The sequence below is a fragment of the Ensifer sp. Root31 genome (genome assembly GCF_001424825.1).
Taxonomy (GTDB): domain Bacteria; phylum Pseudomonadota; class Alphaproteobacteria; order Rhizobiales; family Rhizobiaceae; genus Ensifer; species Ensifer canadensis.
In genome coordinates, this window is sequence record NZ_LMCO01000001.1 from 132,279 (window position 1) to 150,601 (window position 18,323).

At 62.2% G+C, this 18,323-nt stretch carries 17 protein-coding genes and 1 tRNA gene; 5 read left to right on the forward strand and 13 right to left on the reverse strand.

Annotated elements, in window-relative coordinates; translation table 11 throughout:
* The 3 genes from ASD00_RS00640 to ASD00_RS00650 form a co-directional block, all read right to left on the reverse strand.
* A complete protein-coding gene (locus ASD00_RS00640) occupies nt 1-990 on the reverse strand; it encodes an Hsp33 family molecular chaperone (RefSeq protein WP_025425804.1) in 990 nt (329 codons plus the stop codon).
* A gap of 346 nt (nt 991-1,336) precedes the next feature.
* Entirely contained in the window at nt 1,337-2,254 is a 918-nt protein-coding gene (argF, locus tag ASD00_RS00645) for an ornithine carbamoyltransferase (RefSeq protein WP_025425803.1), read from the reverse strand.
* 129 nt (nt 2,255-2,383) lie between these two features.
* The gene (locus tag ASD00_RS00650) at nt 2,384-3,583 is read right to left on the reverse strand and encodes an aspartate aminotransferase family protein (protein ID WP_025425802.1); all 1,200 of its coding nucleotides are present in this window, start codon (nt 3,581-3,583) and stop codon (nt 2,384-2,386) included.
* Between the two features lie 421 nt (nt 3,584-4,004).
* Between ASD00_RS00650 and ASD00_RS00655 the strand changes: the two genes are divergently transcribed.
* A complete protein-coding gene (locus ASD00_RS00655; RefSeq protein WP_025425801.1) occupies nt 4,005-4,526 on the forward strand; it encodes a GcrA family cell cycle regulator in 522 nt (173 codons plus the stop codon).
* A gap of 168 nt (nt 4,527-4,694) precedes the next feature.
* On the opposite strand, the gene phoB is transcribed toward ASD00_RS00655, so the two are convergent.
* The 7 genes from phoB to phoR all read right to left on the reverse strand — a co-directional run bounded on the left by phoB (nt 4,695) and on the right by phoR (nt 12,677).
* Nucleotides 4,695-5,378 (reverse strand): phosphate regulon transcriptional regulator PhoB, encoded by a 684-nt coding sequence (gene phoB, locus ASD00_RS00660; protein WP_025425800.1) that lies wholly within the window; start codon nt 5,376-5,378, stop codon nt 4,695-4,697.
* Between the two features lie 303 nt (nt 5,379-5,681).
* Nucleotides 5,682-6,392 carry a phosphate signaling complex protein PhoU gene (gene phoU, locus ASD00_RS00665; protein WP_025425799.1) on the reverse strand — a complete coding sequence of 237 codons (711 nt, stop codon included), beginning with the start codon at nt 6,390-6,392 and terminating at the stop codon, nt 5,682-5,684.
* A 56-nt stretch (nt 6,393-6,448) separates the two neighbouring features.
* Nucleotides 6,449-7,264 carry a phosphate ABC transporter ATP-binding protein PstB gene (pstB, locus tag ASD00_RS00670; protein WP_025425798.1) on the reverse strand — a complete coding sequence of 272 codons (816 nt, stop codon included), beginning with the start codon at nt 7,262-7,264 and terminating at the stop codon, nt 6,449-6,451.
* Nucleotides 7,265-7,277: 13 nt separating this feature from the next.
* A complete protein-coding gene (pstA, locus tag ASD00_RS00675) occupies nt 7,278-8,600 on the reverse strand; it encodes a phosphate ABC transporter permease PstA (protein WP_025425797.1) in 1,323 nt (440 codons plus the stop codon).
* Nucleotides 8,597-10,081, reverse strand: coding sequence for a phosphate ABC transporter permease subunit PstC (gene pstC, locus ASD00_RS00680; RefSeq protein WP_057204270.1), 1,485 nt, complete (start codon nt 10,079-10,081; stop codon nt 8,597-8,599). The genes pstA and pstC overlap by 4 nt, the downstream gene beginning before the upstream one ends.
* Before the next feature lie 95 nt (nt 10,082-10,176).
* Entirely contained in the window at nt 10,177-11,211 is a 1,035-nt protein-coding gene (locus ASD00_RS00685) for a substrate-binding domain-containing protein (RefSeq protein ID WP_025425795.1), read from the reverse strand.
* 194 nt (nt 11,212-11,405) lie between these two features.
* A complete protein-coding gene (gene phoR / locus ASD00_RS00690; protein ID WP_025425794.1) occupies nt 11,406-12,677 on the reverse strand; it encodes a phosphate regulon sensor histidine kinase PhoR in 1,272 nt (423 codons plus the stop codon).
* Nucleotides 12,678-12,808: 131 nt separating this feature from the next.
* Here phoR and ppk2 point away from each other — a divergent pair, with 131 nt between their 5' ends.
* The gene (gene ppk2 / locus ASD00_RS00695; RefSeq protein WP_025425793.1) at nt 12,809-13,705 is read left to right on the forward strand and encodes a polyphosphate kinase 2; all 897 of its coding nucleotides are present in this window, start codon (nt 12,809-12,811) and stop codon (nt 13,703-13,705) included.
* A gap of 161 nt (nt 13,706-13,866) precedes the next feature.
* Here the strand turns inward: ppk2 and ASD00_RS00700 are convergent, their stop codons facing one another.
* Nucleotides 13,867-15,042 carry a hypothetical protein gene (locus ASD00_RS00700; protein ID WP_025425792.1) on the reverse strand — a complete coding sequence of 392 codons (1,176 nt, stop codon included), beginning with the start codon at nt 15,040-15,042 and terminating at the stop codon, nt 13,867-13,869.
* Between the two features lie 415 nt (nt 15,043-15,457).
* Here ASD00_RS00700 and ASD00_RS00705 point away from each other — a divergent pair, with 415 nt between their 5' ends.
* The 3 genes from ASD00_RS00705 to ASD00_RS00715 all read left to right on the forward strand — a co-directional run bounded on the left by ASD00_RS00705 (nt 15,458) and on the right by ASD00_RS00715 (nt 17,090).
* Nucleotides 15,458-16,468 carry a nitronate monooxygenase family protein gene (locus tag ASD00_RS00705; protein ID WP_025425791.1) on the forward strand — a complete coding sequence of 337 codons (1,011 nt, stop codon included), beginning with the start codon at nt 15,458-15,460 and terminating at the stop codon, nt 16,466-16,468.
* A 78-nt stretch (nt 16,469-16,546) separates the two neighbouring features.
* Nucleotides 16,547-16,622 (forward strand) — tRNA-Thr (locus ASD00_RS00710).
* Nucleotides 16,623-16,739: 117 nt separating this feature from the next.
* The gene (locus tag ASD00_RS00715) at nt 16,740-17,090 is read left to right on the forward strand and encodes a hypothetical protein (protein WP_025425790.1); all 351 of its coding nucleotides are present in this window, start codon (nt 16,740-16,742) and stop codon (nt 17,088-17,090) included.
* A 75-nt stretch (nt 17,091-17,165) separates the two neighbouring features.
* Here ASD00_RS00715 and ASD00_RS41330 read toward each other — a convergent pair whose 3' ends face one another.
* Nucleotides 17,166-17,888, reverse strand: a complete 723-nt coding sequence (locus ASD00_RS41330; protein WP_051509152.1) for an MFS transporter — start codon at nt 17,886-17,888, stop codon at nt 17,166-17,168.
* Nucleotides 17,888-18,244, reverse strand: coding sequence for an MFS transporter (locus ASD00_RS41335; RefSeq protein ID WP_051509151.1), 357 nt, complete (start codon nt 18,242-18,244; stop codon nt 17,888-17,890). Before ASD00_RS41335 ends, ASD00_RS41330 begins: the two co-directional genes overlap by 1 nt.
* Nucleotides 18,245-18,323 lie beyond the last annotated feature (79 nt).

An 18,323-nucleotide genomic window follows, 5' to 3' on the forward strand; every position in this document is an offset into this window, starting at 1 on the left:
CTACTGCTGGCGGACCTCGCTTGCCTCGAAGCGATAGGTGGTCGAGCAGAACTCGCACGTCACCTTGATCAAGCCGTCCTCGATGGTGCTCTCGATATCGTCGGCGTGCAGTCCGGTGAGCACCGAGCGGATCTTTTCGCGCGAACAGCTGCAGCGATCATAGACCGCCTGCGGCTCGTAGACGCGAACGCCGCGCTCGTGGAACAGCCGATAGAGCAGACGTTCCGTGCCGACCATCGGGTCGGTCAGTTCGTCGGCATCGATCGTCTCGACCATGACCTTGGCTTCCGCCCAGAGATCGTCCTCGTCGAAGAGATCCTCGTTGTCGTCGCCGTCACCCCCCGAAAGATCCGGTTGGCGCATGCGCTCCGGCGCATCCGGCAGGAACTGCGCGACCATGCCGCCGGCGCGCCAGCGATGGCGCGGCTTGCCGTTCTCGTCGCGGTCGAGCAGTTCGGCAACGCCGAGGCGCACCTTGGTCGGGATCTGCTCCGACTGGCGGAAGTAGACGCCGGCAATCTCCTCGAGCGTGGCGCCATCGAGCGCAACGATGCCCTGATAGCGCTGGGTATGGGCACCCTGATCGATGGTGAAGGCGAGAACGCCCTTGCCCAGCAGCTCATGCGACTGGGTGCGTCCGTCCTTCAGAGCTTCCTCCAGCGCTTCCTCGTTGAAACGGGCATAGGCGCGCACCCGATCGGGCGTGGCAAAATCGGCGACGACAAGATCGACCGGGCCGTCGCTCTTCGTCTGGACGATAAGCTTGCCGTCGAACTTCAGCGACGTTCCGAGCAGCACGGTCAGCACCACGGTCTCGGCAACCAGCCGCGCGACCGGAAGCGGATAGTTGTGGCGCTCGAGGATCGCATCGAGCATCGGGCCGAGCTGAACGGCGCGGCCACGCACATCGAGGCCCTCCACCTGGAAGGGCACGACATGATCGTCACCGGCAAAGTCGAATTCGCCAAGTCCTGGTGCCATCTCAGTCATCTGCTGCTCCTTACGTCACTAAAGCGCGTCGCGATCGCCAGGATTCGCTGACTGCGCTTCAAGTTTTTGTTCTTGTGCATATCGTTATCGCAAAACCGCTGCGCACTTTTCCGCGACATGCTTGGGAGAGGGCCGCGCAGAGAACATAAACATCCTCCGGTGCAGCCTGCCCGTTATCCTATTCGATCCCGCCATAAACGGATTTGTCTAGCAGGCATGTGCCGTTTTGCCGGCCGATCATGCGCTGCCTGTCGTCAGGTAACGTCCGTTGTTTCCACCCCGGAACGTCCCGCATTCGGCCTAAATCGTGTCGCATGCGGGAAATTTCAATAGGCAGACGCGCCGATCAGACGAGCCCCATGCACCAGGCGATGATCGACTTCTGTGCGTGCAGCCTGTTTTCCGCCTCGTCGAATACCACCGACTGCGGCCCGTCGATGACCTCGTCGGTCACTTCCTCGCCGCGATGCGCCGGCAGGCAGTGCATGAACAGTGCGTCCGGCGAGGCGTGCCTCATCAGCGCGTCGTTGACCTGGAAGGGCTGGAAGACGTTGTGGCCGCGAGCGCGATGCTCCTGGTTCATGGAAATCCAGGTGTCGGTAACGACGCAATGCGCGCCGGCAACGGCCTGCTCGGCCTCATGGCAAAGCAGGATCTCGCCGCCATTGTTGCGCGCCCAGTTGAGGATCTTGTCGTGCGGCTCGGAACCGAGCGGCACCGCCATGTTCATGCGGTAGCCGAAACGGGCCGAGCCCTCGATCAGCGAGTGAAGCACGTTGTTTCCGTCGCCGGTCCAGGCGATGGTCTTGCCCTTCACCGGGCCGCGATGCTCCTCGAAGGTCATGATATCGGCCATGATCTGGCAGGGATGGGTGTCGTCGGTCAGGCCGTTGATGACGGGCACCGTGGCGTGCTCGGCAAGCTCGAGAAGACGGCGATGATCGGTGGTGCGGATCATGATCGCATCGACGTAGCGTGACAGCACCTTGGCAGTGTCGCCGATGGTCTCGGCGCGGCCGAGCTGCATTTCGGTGCCCGAGAGAAACAGGGTTTCGCCGCCGAGCTGGCGCATGCCGACGTCAAAGGAGACGCGCGTGCGGGTCGAAGGCTTTTCGAAGATCATCGCCAACATCTTGCCGGCGAGCGGCTTTTCGGCGGTTCCGGCCTTCGTCGCCGTCTTTCGCACGCGTGCGTCATCGATGATCGTGCGCAGATCGGCTGCCGTCATGGCCGAAAGATCGATGAAATGTCTTGTGCCTGCCATCGTAGTCAATTCCTGTCTCAGAATGGCCCGTGGAGCGCGACCGGTGTCGAAGAGCCAAAAGAACGCTCGACACCTTGGGCTCGCGCATGGACCCTTGGGAAAATCGCTGCCGATCTCCGGGTTCACAAATTAGGCTGCGGCGGTACCGCTGCTGCTTCTCACGGCTTCGGCCGCGCGCTCGATCCGCGCCAGGCCTTCGCGCGCTTCCGCGGCGGTCACCGTCAGCGGCGGCAACAGGCGCAGGACGTTTTCGCCGGCCGGAACAGCCAGCAGCTTCTCCGCGCGGATCGCCTTCAGGAGATCGGCCGAAGGGCCTTTCGCCTTGATGCCGAGCATCAGGCCGTCGCCGCGGATATCCTCGATCACATCGGGGAAACGGTCCTTCAACGACGCGAGGCCCTGGCGGAAGACCAGGGCCACGTCGCGGACATGCTCCAGGAAACCGTCGGCCAGGATGACGTCGAGCACGGCGTTGCCGACAGCCATGGCAAGCGGGTTGCCGCCATAGGTCGAACCGTGCGTACCGGCGACCATGCCGGCAGCCGCCTCTTCGGTCGCAAGGCAGGCACCGAGCGGGAAGCCGCCGCCGATGCCCTTGGCGACAGCCATGATATCCGGACGGATGCCAGCCCATTCATAGGCGAAAAGCTTGCCGGTGCGGCCGACGCCGGACTGGACCTCGTCGAGGATCAGCAGCAGACCGAACTCGTCGCAAAGCGCGCGCAGCTCCTGCATGAATTCCTTGGTGACCGGGCGGATGCCGCCCTCGCCCTGGATCGGCTCGATCAGGATCGCCGCCGTCTCGTCGGTGATCGCATCCTTGAGCGCCGTGATATCGCCGAAGGGAACCTGATAGAAACCCGGGGCCTTCGGGCCAAAGCCCTCGATGTACTTCTGCTGACCACCCGCCGCGATGGTCGCGATCGTGCGTCCGTGGAAGGCACCCTCGAAGGTGATGATGTGGAACTTCTCCGGATTGCCCTTGGCATAGTGGTAGCGACGCGCAGTCTTGATCGCGCATTCGAGCGCCTCGGCACCCGAGTTGGTGAAGAAGACACGATCGGCGAAGGTGACGGCCGTCAGCCGGCGTGCAAGGCTCTCCTGGCCGGGGACCTCATAAAGGTTGGACAGGTGCCAGACCTTCTCGGCCTGCGCCTTCAACGCCTCGACCAGATGCGGATGCGCATGGCCAAGCGAGTTGACGGCGACGCCGGCGGCGAAGTCGAGATAGCGCGAGCCGTCTTCGGCGATCAACCAGACGCCCTCTCCTCGCTCGAAACGCAACGGCGCACGCATGTAGGTGTCGTAAAGCGGCGTGGTTGCAGTCATGGCGAGCCTCTCCTTCATTGCTATCGGCATCGATCCGAGCCCCTGTTGAGCGCGGCAAAAAATTAAAAATGCCGCCTTGCGGCGGCGCAGGCACTATTCCTATTTCGCAGCGCAATGTCAACAAAACCAAGCTTTGCAGTGCGGTCGGACGGGTCTGATCCATGCGACGAAAAAATCACGCGACGGGGCTTGCAAAAATGCAACGCCCACCGAGCAAGTTGGGGAAAACCAAGAAATCGATTCGGCGCGATTCGCGGGACTCTTGCCACGGAGTCCGCCGGTCAGTAGGTTAATGTTCAATTACTAGACGCATGCGGCGGGCCTAGTCACCAAAAGTGTTATCGCGTTGCAGCTCCGGAGCCTGTCCGGAGCGTGGTGAGAGATTCTGTCATCGCCAACGCTGAGAACGGAGAGTGCAGAAATGAACTGGACTGACGAGCGGGTGGAAAAACTGAAGAAGCTTTGGTCCGAGGGCCTGAGCGCGAGCCAGATCGCGGCACAGCTCGGCGGCGTCAGCCGCAATGCGGTCATCGGCAAGGTTCACCGGCTGAGCCTGCCCGGCAGGGCCAAGGCTGGCGGAACCACCGCCGCGACCCGGCCGAAGCAGCGCCCGACTTCGGCGCCGCGCGCTCCGAACTACGCTTCGCGCGTCACGACACGGACGGTTACCCGTGCGGCCGGCGCGACCGTGCTCAAGGAAGAGGTCGAAGTCGATCTCGTCGCCGAACAGGATTTCCGCATCCAGACGGATGTGGTCGTGCCAATGTCGCGCCGCCTGGAGCTGACGCAGTTGACCGAGCGCACCTGCAAATGGCCGATCGGCGACCCGCTCAAGGAAGAATTCCACTTCTGCGGCAACGATTCCCCGGAAGCTTCGCCCTATTGCACATTCCATGCGCGGCTTGCCTATCAGCCGACCTCCGAGCGCCGTCGCGCTCGCTGAGACGACCGAAAACCACATGCAGAAAAGGGGCCGCACGGCCCCTTTTTTATTGGCTGCTGCATGTTTCCCTGGTTCGTATTCGCTTCAAGGAAACATGCCGCAATTCAAGATGCAACAGCGACCTTTGCGCGTCCATTAAGATGCGCGGCGCTGCAGTGGCCGGCTGGCTCAGCTTTCGAGCGAGTAGCCGGCACCGCGAACGGTGCGGATGACATCAGGCATGCTCGAGAAATTCAGTGCCTTGCGCAAGCGACCGACATGCACGTCGACGGTGCGCTCGTCGACATAGATATCGTGGCCCCAGACGCCATCAAGGAGTTGCGAGCGCGAGAACACCCGGCCCGGCGACGACATCAGGAATTCGAGCAGGCGGAATTCCGTCGGACCAAGGCGGACCTCGCGGGTGCGGCGATGCACGCGATGGGTCTCGCGATCGAGCTCGATGTCGCCGCAGCGAAGCAGCGTCGAGAGGACCTCGGGCTTGGCGCGCCGCAGCATCGCCTTGACACGGGCCATCAGCTCCGGGGTCGAGAACGGCTTGACGACATAATCGTCGGCGCCGGTGGCAAGGCCACGAACCCGCTCGCTCTCCTCGCCGCGCGCCGTCAGCATGATGATCGGCAGGCGCTCGGTTTCCGGACGTTGGCGCAGCCGGCGGCAAAGCTCGATGCCGGAAACGCCCGGCAGCATCCAGTCGAGGATCAGGAGATCCGGGAGGCGCTCCTGTAGGCGGATCTCCGCCTCGTCTCCGCGCAGGATCGTATCAACATCGAACCCTTCGGCTTCGAGGTTATAACGCAGCAGGACACTCAGCGCCTCTTCGTCTTCGACAACGGCGATTTTCGGCAACATCAGGCAACGTCTCCTTACCCAGAGCGTCTCGCGTTCGATCGAACGCAAAGAGATGCTCGAACATATAGAATCTGGAGCACTCCGCGCGTTTTCATAGGCACGCGCGAAAACGTATAGCTTCAGACGCAGTAGAGCAGGGCCGCAACCAGGGCTGCGACCGGAGCAGGTTCATAAGCAGGCACTCGAACGTATCCGGGTCTTAAAGCGCGTCGCGATCTCTAAGATGCGCTTGTTGTGCTTTAAGTTCTTGTTTTTGCACATGTCGTTATCGCAAAACCGCTGCGCACTTTTGCGCGACATGCGTTAGTCCTTCACGGCACCCAGCGTCGACGTATTGTCGTCCTTCGGACGCTCGCCTTCCGGCTGCGCGCCCGTCGCCATGTAGTAGATCGTCTCGGCGATATTGGTGGCGTGGTCGCCGATACGCTCGATGTTCTTGGCACAGAAGAGAAGATGCGTGCAGGGCGTGATGTTGCGCGGATCTTCCATCATGTAGGTGAGCAGCTCGCGGAACAGCGAGGTGTAGATCGCGTCGATCTCCTCGTCGCGCTCGCGGATGCTGTTGGCCTTCTCCGGCGAGCGGGAAGCGTAGACGTCGAGGACTTCCTTGAGCTGCACCAGCGCAAGCTCTGCCAGGTGTTCGAGACCGCGCGCCAGCTTGCGCGGGATGCCGGAGCCGGCAACCGCGATGACACGCTTGGCGTTGTTCTTGCCGAGGTCGCCGACGCGCTCCAGATCGGACGCGATGCGGATCGATCCCATGATCTCGCGCAGGTCGGCAGCAACGGGCTGGCGCTTGGCGATGGTGACGATTGCCTTTTCGCCGATCTGGCGTTCGGCTTCATCGAGGATGGTGTCGTCGGAGATCACCTTCTGCGCCAAGGCGAGGTCAGAATTGACAAGCGCACGAACGGATTCGCCCACCATCTGCTCGGCAAGCCCGCCCATCTCGGAGATGCGGCGCGTGAGATATTTCAGTTCTTCGTCGTAGGCGGACATTATGTGCATGGACATAGTCTTCGATCCTTGCGGGCGCGTTCAGGAAACGGGGTGAAGAGGAGCTTCGGCCATCAACCGAACCGGCCCATGATGTAGTCCTGGGTACGCTGGTCATCCGGATTGGTGAACATCTTGTCGGTGTCGTTCTCCTCGACAAGATTGCCGAGGTGGAACATGGCAGTGCGCTGCGAAACACGCGCCGCCTGCTGCATCGAGTGGGTGACGATGACGATCGTGAAGTTGGTACGCAGCTCGTGGATCAGTTCCTCGACCTTGGCCGTCGCGATCGGATCGAGCGCCGAACAGGGCTCGTCCATCAGGATCACTTCAGGGCTGACGGCAACGGCGCGCGCGATGCACAGACGCTGCTGCTGGCCGCCCGAAAGACCGGTGCCCGGCTCCTGCAGGCGATCCTTCACCTCGTTCCACAAACCAGCCTTCTGCAGGCTGGTCTCGACGACTTCGTCGAACTCAGACTTGGTGCGGGCAAGCCCGTGGATGCGCGGGCCGTAGGCGACGTTGTCGTAGATCGACTTCGGGAACGGGTTCGGCTTCTGGAACACCATGCCGACGCGGGCTCGCAGTTCCACGACGTCGATCGTCGGGTCGTAGATGTCGTCTTCATCGAGCGTGATCTTGCCGGTGACGCGGCAGTTCTCGATGGTGTCGTTCATGCGGTTCAGCGTGCGCAGGAAGGTCGACTTGCCGCAGCCCGAAGGGCCGATCAGCGCTGTCACCGTGTTCTCGCGGATATTGAGATTGACGTCGAAAAGCGCACGCTTCTCGCCGTAGTAGACCGACACATCCTTGCCGATCATCTTGTAGGGCACGGTGTTCATTTTCTGATCCAAGGCTTTTTCGACTGCTGCTTCTGACATGATGTTCATAGTAATTACCTCACTACCAACGGCGCTCAAAGCGACGTCGCAACAGAATGGCGCCAAGGTTCATGACGACGAGGAAGATGAGAAGAATGATGATCGCGCCGGATGTGCGCTCGACGAAGGCGCGTTCCGCCTCGTTGGCCCACATGTAGATCTGCACCGGCAGCGCGGTCGACGGCTCCATCGGCGAGCCGGGATAATCGACGACGAAGGCGACCATGCCGATCAACAGCAGCGGCGCGGTTTCGCCAAGTGCATGGGCGAGACCGATGATCGTGCCGGTCAGGATGCCCGGCATCGCCAGCGGCAGGACGTGGTGGAAGATGGTCTGCATCTTCGACGCACCGAGACCGAGCGCTGCCGAGCGGATCGACGGCGGGACCGCCTTCAACGCTGCACGGGTGGCGATGATGATCGTCGGCAGGGTCATCAGCGTCAGCACCAGGCCGCCGACGAGGGCGGCCGAGCGCGGCATGCCGGCGAAGTTGATGAATACGGCCAACCCCAAGAGACCGTAGACGATCGACGGAACGGCGGCGAGATTGTTGATGTTGACCTCGATGAGATCGGTCAGCCGGTTCTTCGGCGCAAACTCTTCGAGATAGATCGAGGCGGCAACGCCGATCGGCAGCGACAGCACGAGCACGATCAGCATCATGAACAGCGAACCGAGGGCGGCAACGCCGACGCCTGCCGCTTCCGGACGGCTCGAGGCACCGAAGGTGAAGATGCCGGTGTTGAAGCTCTTCTTCAGGACGCCGGCGCTTGCAAGCTCGTTCATCCAGGTGACCTGCTGGTCCTTGACCTTGCGCTTGCTCTCATCGACCTTCAGGTCGATCTGCCCCTTGAAGGCGGAGTCGACATTGGCTTCGGCGAGCAGTGTCACCGGTATGGTCTTGCCGATAACCGACGGGTCGGCGACGACGATGTCGCGCAACAGCGTGCGGGAGCTTGCAGACACCATGTCGGTGGCCCGCTTGACCAGCGGACGATTGCTCGGATCGATGCCGAGCTGCTTGATCAGCGCATCGCGGACCAGCAGCGGATAGTTGGCCGCCACCAGCACCTTGCCGTCGGTCGCGCGCTCACCCTTGGGATCGATGACCTTTTCGGTGAATTCGATCGGCAGCGTGATCGTCGTCTGCTGGAACGCGGTGTAGCCGTTGGAGATCACCGTCCACAGCAGCAGAGCGAGGAAGAACAGGCCAAGACTGATGGCGCTGATGCCATAGGCACGGAACCGACGCTCGGCCGCGTAGCGACGCTTGATGCCGATATCACGCTTGGCGGATGCGGGGCGGACGGAGATCCGGACGGCCGGGGAAGCGATGTCGGTCATTCGTACTGTTCCCGATATTTGCGCACGATGTAGAGCGCGTAAATGTTGAGGCCGAGCGTGATAACGAAGAGCGTGATGCCGAGTGCGAAGGCAACCAGCGTCTGCGGCGAGGTGAACTCAAGGTCACCCGTCAGCTGGTTGACGATCTTCACCGTCACCGTGGTCATCGGCTCGAAAGGATTGATTTGCATGCGGGCCGCGACACCGGCGGCAAGCACCACGATCATCGTCTCGCCGACGGCACGCGAGGCGGTCAAAAGCAGAGCGCCGACAATGCCCGGAAGTGCTGCGGGAAGGATGACCTTCTTGACTGTCTCGGAGCGGGTGGCACCAAGGCCGAGCGAACCGTCGCGCAGGGCCCGCGGTACCTGGGTAATGATGTCATCGGAAAGCGAGGACACGAACGGGATCAGCATGATGCCCATGACGATGCCGGCGGTCACGACGCTCTGTGCCTGGATGAAGTTCTGATAATTGCCGGTGACGAGACCGTTCAGTTGGGCAGAGATATCGCGCAGGAATGGGCCGACGGTCACAAGTGCGAAGAAACCGTAGACGATGGTCGGGATGCCGGCGAGCACTTCGAGCAGGGGCTTTGCCGTCGAACGCAGTCGTGGGCTGGCATATTCCGCCATGTAGATGGCGGCAAACAGGCCGATCGGCACCGCAAACAGCATGGCGACGAAGGCGATGTAGAGCGTACCGGCGAGAAGCGGGATCAGGCCGAACTGGCCGGAGGAGCCACCGCTTCCGGCGGCAGCAAACCGGGGGTCCCAGACCGTGCCGAAGAAGAACTCGAAGGGTGAAACCATCGTGAAGAAGCGGCCGGCTTCCGACAGCATAGAGGCGATGATGCCGACCGTCGTCAGGATGGCGATCGAGGACGCTACGATCAGCGCGCCGAGCATGACGCGCTCGACCTGGTTGCGGGCGCGGAAGCGGGTGGCGATGTTGCGGATGGCATAAAAGCCGCCGGCAATCGCGATCAGCAGGACGACGGCGCTCATCAGCCAGCGATTGGTGGCGCTCATCGCGTTGAAATGCTGGGCGGCGGTGATCATGTAGGGTTCGCCCTCGCCGGCAAGAGCCACGCCCTTGGCCGCAAGCGTCGAGCGAAGATTGGCCGAACCGCTTTCAAGCGCCGAAACTTCTTCGGCCGTCAACCGCTTCAGGCCGCCGGCGACCGACTTGACCTGGCCAAGCGCCAGCTCGACCGTGGCGCCGCCCTGCGTCTGCACCGTCTCGGGCAAGGTCGCCCGGGTGCTGGAGTCGATATACATGGGCGCGGCGACGAGCCAGGCGCCGAGTACGAGCGCCGCTGGAAGGATCGCCCAGATGGCGACATAGCTGCCGTGATAGCCGGGTAAGGAATGCAGATTGGAGAGCTTGCCGCCAGCCTGTGCGAAGGAGCGCGCACGACCCCCAAAATAAGAAACAAAACCAATTACAACAATGAGCAAAAGAAGAAATGAAGTACTCATCGGCACGTCTCCGCGGCGTGACGCTCAATGCGCTGCCGGCAGTTCGGATGGAGGCATGCCCCGGCGCGAGACCATCGCGCCGGGGCTTGTCAGTATCAGAGCATGTTGCCGGCTGCGAAAGCCTTGCGAACTTCTTCGCGCTCGGCGTCCGGAGCAGCGACGAGGCCGTATTCTGCAAGCGGGCTTTCCGGGCCGATCATCTGATCGTCGAGGAAGAACTCAACATATTCCTTGAGGCCCGCGATAACGCCGAGATGTGCCTTCTTGACGTAGAAGTACAGCGGGCGGGAAACCGGGTATTCGCCGGAAGCGATCGTTTCGGTCGACGGAACGATGCCGTTGACGGTGGCGACCTTCAGCTTGTCGGCGTTGTTTTCGTAGAAGGACAGGCCGAATACGCCGATGCCGTTCTTGTTGGCAGCGATACGGGCCAGCGTTTCGGTGTAGTCGCCGTCGATGTCGACAGCCATGCCGTCCTTGCGGACTGCGACGCACTTGCTGTGCTGCTGCTTCTCATCGGCAACGGCGGCCTTGATGACGTCAATGGCGCCAGCTTCCTTGCAACCTGCGGCCAGGATCTTCTCTTCGAAGACTTCGCGCGTGCCGTGCTTTTCGCCCGGGATGAAGGCGGCGATGTCGGCGTCCGGCAGAGCGGAGTTGACTTCAGACCACTTCTTGTAAGGGTTGGCAACGAGCTTGCCGTCGACGACGATTTCGGCAGCCAGACCCTTGTAGAGATCAACGGGCTTCAGGGCGAGGTCGGCGTTGCCGGCGTCGGTTGCGAAGACGATGCCGTCATAACCGATCTGGATTTCCTGGATCTCGGTGACGCCGGCGGCCTTGCAGGCCTCGACTTCGCTGTCCTTGATCTTGCGGGAGGAGTTGGCGATGTCGATGGTATCAGGGCCAACGCCCTTGCAGAATTCCTTCAGGCCGGCCGAGGAGCCGCCGGATTCGACAACCGGGGTCTTGAAGTCCGGGAACGTTTCGCCGAACGTCTCGGCGACGATCTTTGCGTAGGGAAGAACGGTCGAGGAGCCGGCGACCTGAACCTGATCGCGCGCGGCAGCCACGCCGGCGAATGCGGCGGATGCGACAAGCGCCGCTACGGTGAGTTTAAGAGCTTTCATAAAAGTTCTCCCGGAATGGGCTGGTGTTGAGTGCGCCAAGCGTTGCAGCGCTCTTCGCCGTTTGATCGGCTGCCCCTAACTAGCCGCCGATAGCCACACCTTTTATGTCAGTTTCGCGAAACATTTATGACAGCTCATGTCATTGAAAATAATAATGAAAAATGAACACAGCGGCATTATCCCGCGCCAATATGTCAAAAGCGCACGGTAAACACCGTGCCCTTGCCCAACTCCGAGTGGATCAGGAGCCGCGCGCGGTGGCGGGTCAGGATGTGCTTGACGATCGCAAGGCCGAGACCGGTGCCCTTTTTCGAGCGGCTGGCCTCCACATTGACGCGATAGAACCGCTCGGTGATGCGCGGCACATGCTCGGCCGGAATGCCGGGGCCGTAGTCTCTGACCACGACCTCCGCCTGCCCGCCGTCGTCGCCGGAAAGCTCGACATCGACCCTCTTGCCTTCCTGGCCGTATTTGCAGGCATTCTCGATCAGGTTCTCGAAAACCTCGATCAGTTCGTCGCGATCCCCCTGAACGACCACAGGCGTCTCGGGCATTGTCAGCGTGATCGTCACGTCAAGATCGCCCGCAAGCGGAGCAAGACTGTCGCGGACATGGCCGAGCAGCGGCCGCAGATCGATCGTATCGTCTGGCGCGATGTGCGATTTCAGCTCCAGCCGCGACAGCGACAGGAGGTCGTCGACGAGGCGGCTCATGCGCGTCGCCTGCTCGTGCATGATGCCGAAGAACTTCTCCTGCGCCTTCGCGTCGTTGCGCGCCGGGCCTTGCATGGTTTCGATGAAGCCGCGCAGCGACGCCAGCGGCGTGCGCAACTCGTGGCTGGCGTTGGCGACGAAGTCAGAGCGCATGCGATCGATGCGGCGGGCCTGCGAAATATCGCGGTAGGTCAAGAGAAAGATCCGGCGCCATGGGCCATCGCCACCGATTTCGGCTGGCGCCACCCGGACCACATAGACGGCATCGGACGGCAGCCGCTCGGTGTGCTCGATCTGGTTGATCTTGCCGGTCGCGATCGTCTCGCGGACCATATCGAGAATGCCGGGCGAGCGAACGCGGGCGGCAAGATAGCTGTTGGGCGGGATGGTGCCGAAAGCCTTTTCGGCAGCGATGTTCTGGAAGACGACCGTTTCATCGACAGCCACCACCAGCACCGGCATATCGAGCGCGTTCAGGGCTGGGATCAGGGCGTCGCTGGCCGCGCCCGCAACCGCGGCCACCTTTGCCGCTTTTGCGGCCTTCGGTAGCACCGAAGGCGCGCTGCGGTTGAGCAGGGCTGCGGCAAGCACGATCCAGAACGGCAGCACGACGAGGAAATGAATGCCGGCGACGGTCGCAAGCGCGGCGAGCAGCGCCGTCAGGCCGAGGAGCCAACGTTCTGCCTTCAGTCGCGGCACGAGCATCCGCCAGAACGCCTTGGAACCGTCCAGCACGATATCCTCATGAATCACTTTGTCTTCCTCCCGACCCTAAATGGTCGAGAGATAGCGACCGTTCATGACATGATTTTCACGACGCGCTTGAATCCGCAATGCAATTGTGGCCTCCTCACAGGAAATCGCTCGGGCTGGAGGAAGACCAAATGGCGTCAACGCAGGCAGCAACGAAGACCGAAAGCCGGGCGGTAGAACTCGATATCGGCGGCAAGAAGCGGCTCTTCGACATCGACAATCCCGAATTGCCGAAGTGGATCGACGAGGCCGCGTTCTCCTCCGACGACTACCCCTACAAGAAGAAGCTCGACGACGATGAATACCTGAAGACGCTGGAAAAGCTGCAGATCGAACTGGTCAAGCTGCAACTCTGGCAGCAGGCAACCGGCAAGCGCATCATCGCCCTGTTCGAGGGCCGCGACGCGGCCGGCAAGGGCGGCGCGATCCATGCGACCAGCGGCAACCTGAACCCCCGCTGGGCGCGCGTCGTCGCGCTGACGAAGCCGACAGAAACCGAGCGTGGGCAATGGTACTTCCAGCGCTACATCGCGACGATGCCGACATCAGGCGAACTCGTTCTCTACGACCGCTCTTGGTACAACCGCGCCGGCGTCGAGCCGGTCATGGGCTTCTGCACGCCCGAGCAGCACGAGCAATTCCTGAAGCAGGTGCCGCGCTTTGAAAAGATGATCGTGCACGAAGACATTCAGTTCTTCAAATTCTGGATCAACATCGGCCGCGAGATGCAGCTCAAGCGCTTTCACGACCGCTGCCATGATCCTCTGAAAATCTGGAAGCTGTCGCCGATGGATATCGCCGCACTCAACAAATGGGACGATTATACCGATAAGCGCAACCAGATGCTGAAAGAGACCCATACGGACCAGGCGCCATGGACCGTGGTGCGTGGCAACGACAAGCGGCGCGCCCGTCTCAACCTCATTCGGCACATGCTTTCCAAGCTCGATTATGAGGGCAAGGACAAGGACGCCATCGGCGAGGTCGATGACAAGATCATCGGCTCGGGCCCCGGCTTCCTGAAATAGGCCCGCGGCCTGTCGCGCAAAAGTGCGCAGCGATTTTGCGACAACGACATGCGCAAGAAAAGACGCGCGGCGCTGTAAAGCGCAACAAGAGAACACTTGAGATCGGGACGCGCTTTAGCGTCAGCCGGCCGCCCGTCGGTCTATACCCACCTGCGTTGGGATTATTGACCCGGCAGGACGCGGATGGCGTAAAGGTTCATGCCCTTGCCGCCGCCGCTGATGTCGCTGTTGATGACGATCTGCCCGGCAGCACTCGGCGCAAGGCTGCGATCGAAGGTGACCTTGAACAGCATGTCGACCCGTTCGTCATGCAGGGTGAAACGGTGGCGACCGCACTCGCCCAGCGAAGAGAAGTTGCACTCCACCGCAAACTCGGTCGACTTGCCAGGTGCGGCCTGGACGGTCAACGCCAGTGTCGACGTCTTGCCTGAAAGCTCGGCCAGGATCGCGGCCGGGATCTCGATGGTCACGTCACCGTCGGCATCGGCATTCCCAGATGTCAGCAGGGCGCGCGGTCCGCCATCGTCGTTGACCTGTTCGGCGGTCGCCTGCGGGCCGGGCGTGATCGCGCCTGTCTTGCCGGGCGCATACACCTCGACCCAGTCGCCGGTGAAGCCTTCCTGGGCACCGAGGGTCTGCAGACCGGCGGCACCGTCGAAATCCTGCGATGCCACTGTTGCCGGCGGGTTGGCGACATTGGTATCGCGCGCGGCCGGCGACTGCAGCAGATTGTTGGTCTCGACCCACCAGACGGCAGCCACGACCGCGGCGGCAAGCGTCGCAACGACCATGGCGAGCGAAAGCAGACGCCCCCGCTTGCGTCGACGCTTGCGACCGTCCGTCGCGCGCGCTTCCGGCGCAACTGCGCCTCGGCCTTCATGCGACTGCCTGGCCGCGACCTCGCCGGCCGCTGCCGTCGAGACAACGGGGCCATCGCGGTCGGCGCGAAGGCTGCCAAGCCCACCGTCATTCGGCGCATCGCGCGGTGCCTGGCCGGCGAAAGCCGGCTCGCGGCGGCCGCTAGCGGGCGCGGACGGCTGCAGCTCGGGCCTGCTCGTTGCTGTATCGCGTGGCGTGACCGCGTCGTCGAGGCTGACCGAAGGGGTCGGCGCCGGGCGTGCCTTCAACGCCGCGCGCTCCTCGGTTTCGATCGCATGGATGACCGCTTCCAGCCGATGGCGCTGCTGGGCGACGACGTTCTGATCCTCGATTCCCTGCTTCTGCAGCCCGGTTTCCAGCGCCTGTCGCGCAGATTGATAGATGCGCGCCCGCGTTTCGGCGTTGGTTCTGTCGGAGCGCTCCAGCGCATTTCGGATTGCAGTTTCGAGTCCGCTCACGTCAAATCCTTCTGTGCACACCGGGCCTTACAGCGCCGCGCGTCAAATATGACGCGTAAAGGACGCTGTAACGCCTTAAATCTGCTGCATAATCCTATCCCTGAATCGGATCCGATTTAAAGGATTATGCAGTAGCCCCCGCCGGCGCTCGGCATTCGATCGGTGCCTTTTTCATCATCCGCAAGCTCTTATCGGTTAATTCCGGATGCACGCCGTTGGTTTTGTTAACAATTGCGTAACCGCTGCTTTCAAAATCCGCAAGTCCGACGCGCCGGCAGCCCCGGCAACGGCGGGGAAAACTGCTTCCGAACCGTCGCTTCGCTTCGAAAATCCGCATCTTTGCAAGCGCGCAACTTGCTGCTATCTATTTTGACGTTTACGCAAACGTCAAAAATTTCATGGGATGGAGAACTCGATGTCGCTGCCGCCAATTCTTTCCGGAACGACGAGACTGCCTGTTGTCGGCGCACCCTTGTTCATCGTCTCGCATCCCAAACTGACGATCGCGCAGTGCAAGGCAGGAGTGGTCGGGTCCTTCCCGGCATTGAACGCCCGCCCGCAATCGCAGCTCGACGAGTGGCTTGCCGAAATCACCGAAACGCTGGCCGACCACGACGCCAAGAACCCCGGCCGTCCGGCTGCCCCCTTTGCCGTCAACCAGATCGTCCACAAGTCCAACACCCGCCTCGAACAGGACCTGATGCTCTGCATCAAGTATAAGGTGCCGGTGGTGATATCATCGCTCGGTGCCGTGCCCGAGGTCAACGCCGCCATTCATTCCTACGGCGGCATCGTGCTGCACGACGTGATCAACAACCGCCACGCCAATTCGGCGATCCGCAAGGGCGCCGACGGCCTGATCGCCGTTGCAGCGGGCGCGGGCGGCCATGCGGGCACGCTCTCGCCTTTCGCCCTCGTCCAGGAAATCCGTTCCTGGTTCGACGGCCCCTTGCTTCTCTCCGGCGCGATCGCCAATGGCGGCGCCATCCTGGCAGCCCAGGCGATGGGCGCCGACATGGCCTATATCGGCTCGCCCTTCATCGCCACGCAAGAAGCGCGCGCCAGCGACGCCTACAAGCAGATGATCGTCGACAGCAATGCCGCCGACATCGTCTATTCCAACTACTTCACCGGCATTCACGGCAACTACCTGAAGCCATCGATCTTGGCGGCTGGCATGGACCCGGAAAGCCTGCCGGAAGCCGACCCGTCGAAGATGGACTTCGCCCAGGCCACCGAGGGCGCCAAGGCCTGGAAGGACATCTGGGGCTGCGGCCAGGGCATCGGCGCGGTCCGCGAGGTCACTTCGGTCGCGCATATGGTCGATCGGTGGGAGCGCGAATACGACGCCGCGCGCGCCCGCCTCGGGCTCCGCCCCGCCCCCACGATCGCCGCCAACAAGGAATTTTCAAGTTCTCGAAACTGATGGCTTGAAATCTTGGCGCTTTGCGTTTATCAGCGCCTCACACTTCGTTCCGCGGACTTTTCGCGGAACCGCCTCAGGGCCGCTTTAGCTCAGTTGGTAGAGCACATCATTCGTAATGATGGGGTCAGCAGTTCGAGTCTGCTAAGCGGCACCATTTTCCTTCAAAGAAATGAGCACTGTAGCGGGATGAAAGTCTGAAGCTGGCCGAAGGTCAGCTCGTCTTGCCACGCATGAGCGGCCGGCAAGAGGTCCATTTCGAGGAAGCCGATCGATGTCGCTTAAAGTCAGCCGTTTTCAAGTTCACGAGGATGCCGTCCAGGCCAATGTCTCCGGCCGGACCTGTTCCTTGTCGGCGCTGGAGATCGGCGGCGAGGTGTTTGTCGTGCTCACCTGGCTCGGAAACAAGGACGCGGGCCTGCGCCGTCCGGAATACGTGCTGCCGTTGGCGTCGATACCGCATCAATCGCGCGAACCGGATGCCGGCTCGCCCTATCGCTGGATCCTGACAGGGACGTTGCCAATGTCGCTGTTCGACGGCAGCGCATCGCGGCAGGTCCGCCGACAGCACGGCGTCAGCCCCGGCCCGGCGCTCAACCTGCCGCTACCCGGCGCCACATCCTGATCTGCAGTCAAACGACAGCCTACTGCATGTTTCCTTAAATCCTATTCGATTTAAGGACAAAAGACATGCAGCAATTCAAAGTGCTACAGCGACCTTTGCGCGTCTAATAAGACGCGCGGCGCTGTCGACCGCTCGCTCACGCCGCCGGCTGGCGATCGGCCCTTTCCGGCGCTGGCACACGCCATGTCGCGCGAATGCCGCGACCACGGCAAGGCCCGCCAGAATCGCGGCTGCGGCCGGAAGCACAGATGGCGAGGCCGCTTCGACAAGCAGACCGCCGATGCCCGTGCCCAGCCCGACGCCGACATGCATCGCCGACAGGTTGAGACCGATGCCGGCTTCCGCCGTCTCGGGGCTCTGGCTGATCAGAAAGCTCTGCACCACGGGCGAAATCATCCAGCTGATGCAGCCCCACAGCATCATCACCACTAGGAACAGCAGGCGCATCTCGGACATGAAGGGTACGGCGATCAGCGCAAGCAGGTAGGCGAGCGGCGTCAACCGGATCGCCAGCCGCGGCGGAACGGCATCGCTGAACCGGCCGCCGAGATATCCACCGCAGACGCCGGCCACGCCGAAGGCGAAAAAGGCTGTGACGACCTCATCGCCCCGCATCCCGACGATCTCGGCCAGATAGGGTGCGAGATAGGCGAACAGGATGAAGTGACCGCCGATCATCAGCACCGACACGAGCTGCGCGCAGACGCAGGGTAGCGAGCGCAGATGGCCGGCATAGGAGCCACCGTGCGCCGGCTTCGACCGACCGCCCCCCGGTACGAACCAGCCACATGCCAACATCACGCAGGCCGCAAACAGCTCAAGGCCGATAAAGACGCTGCGCTCGCGGCCGCCATGCCGATGCGGGCGGCAACCAGGACGCCGTAATTCGGGCTGGCAGCGGCCACGACGTTGCTTGTGATGAAGAGCCCCAGCGTCACTAAAAGCAGGGTCCTGCGCTCCAGGCGCGCCGTCAGCATGAGGGCTGCCGGCGCCGCCAACGCGAATGTCACGGAGAAGACCGACGTCAGCTGCCCGGCGAGGCCGATCGAGACGCCGAGCCCTGACGCCACATCGGGCAGGATGCCGATGACGAGATTTTCCGCCGTGCCGGTGGCGAAGGTCGCCAATGCGAGGAGAAGAAGGGGGATGTTCATGTTGCCTTTCCCGATCGGTGGACGCCACGATCGGAAAAGGTCTTCCCGGTGTGGCGACTGGTTGCACACCGGGTTTCGA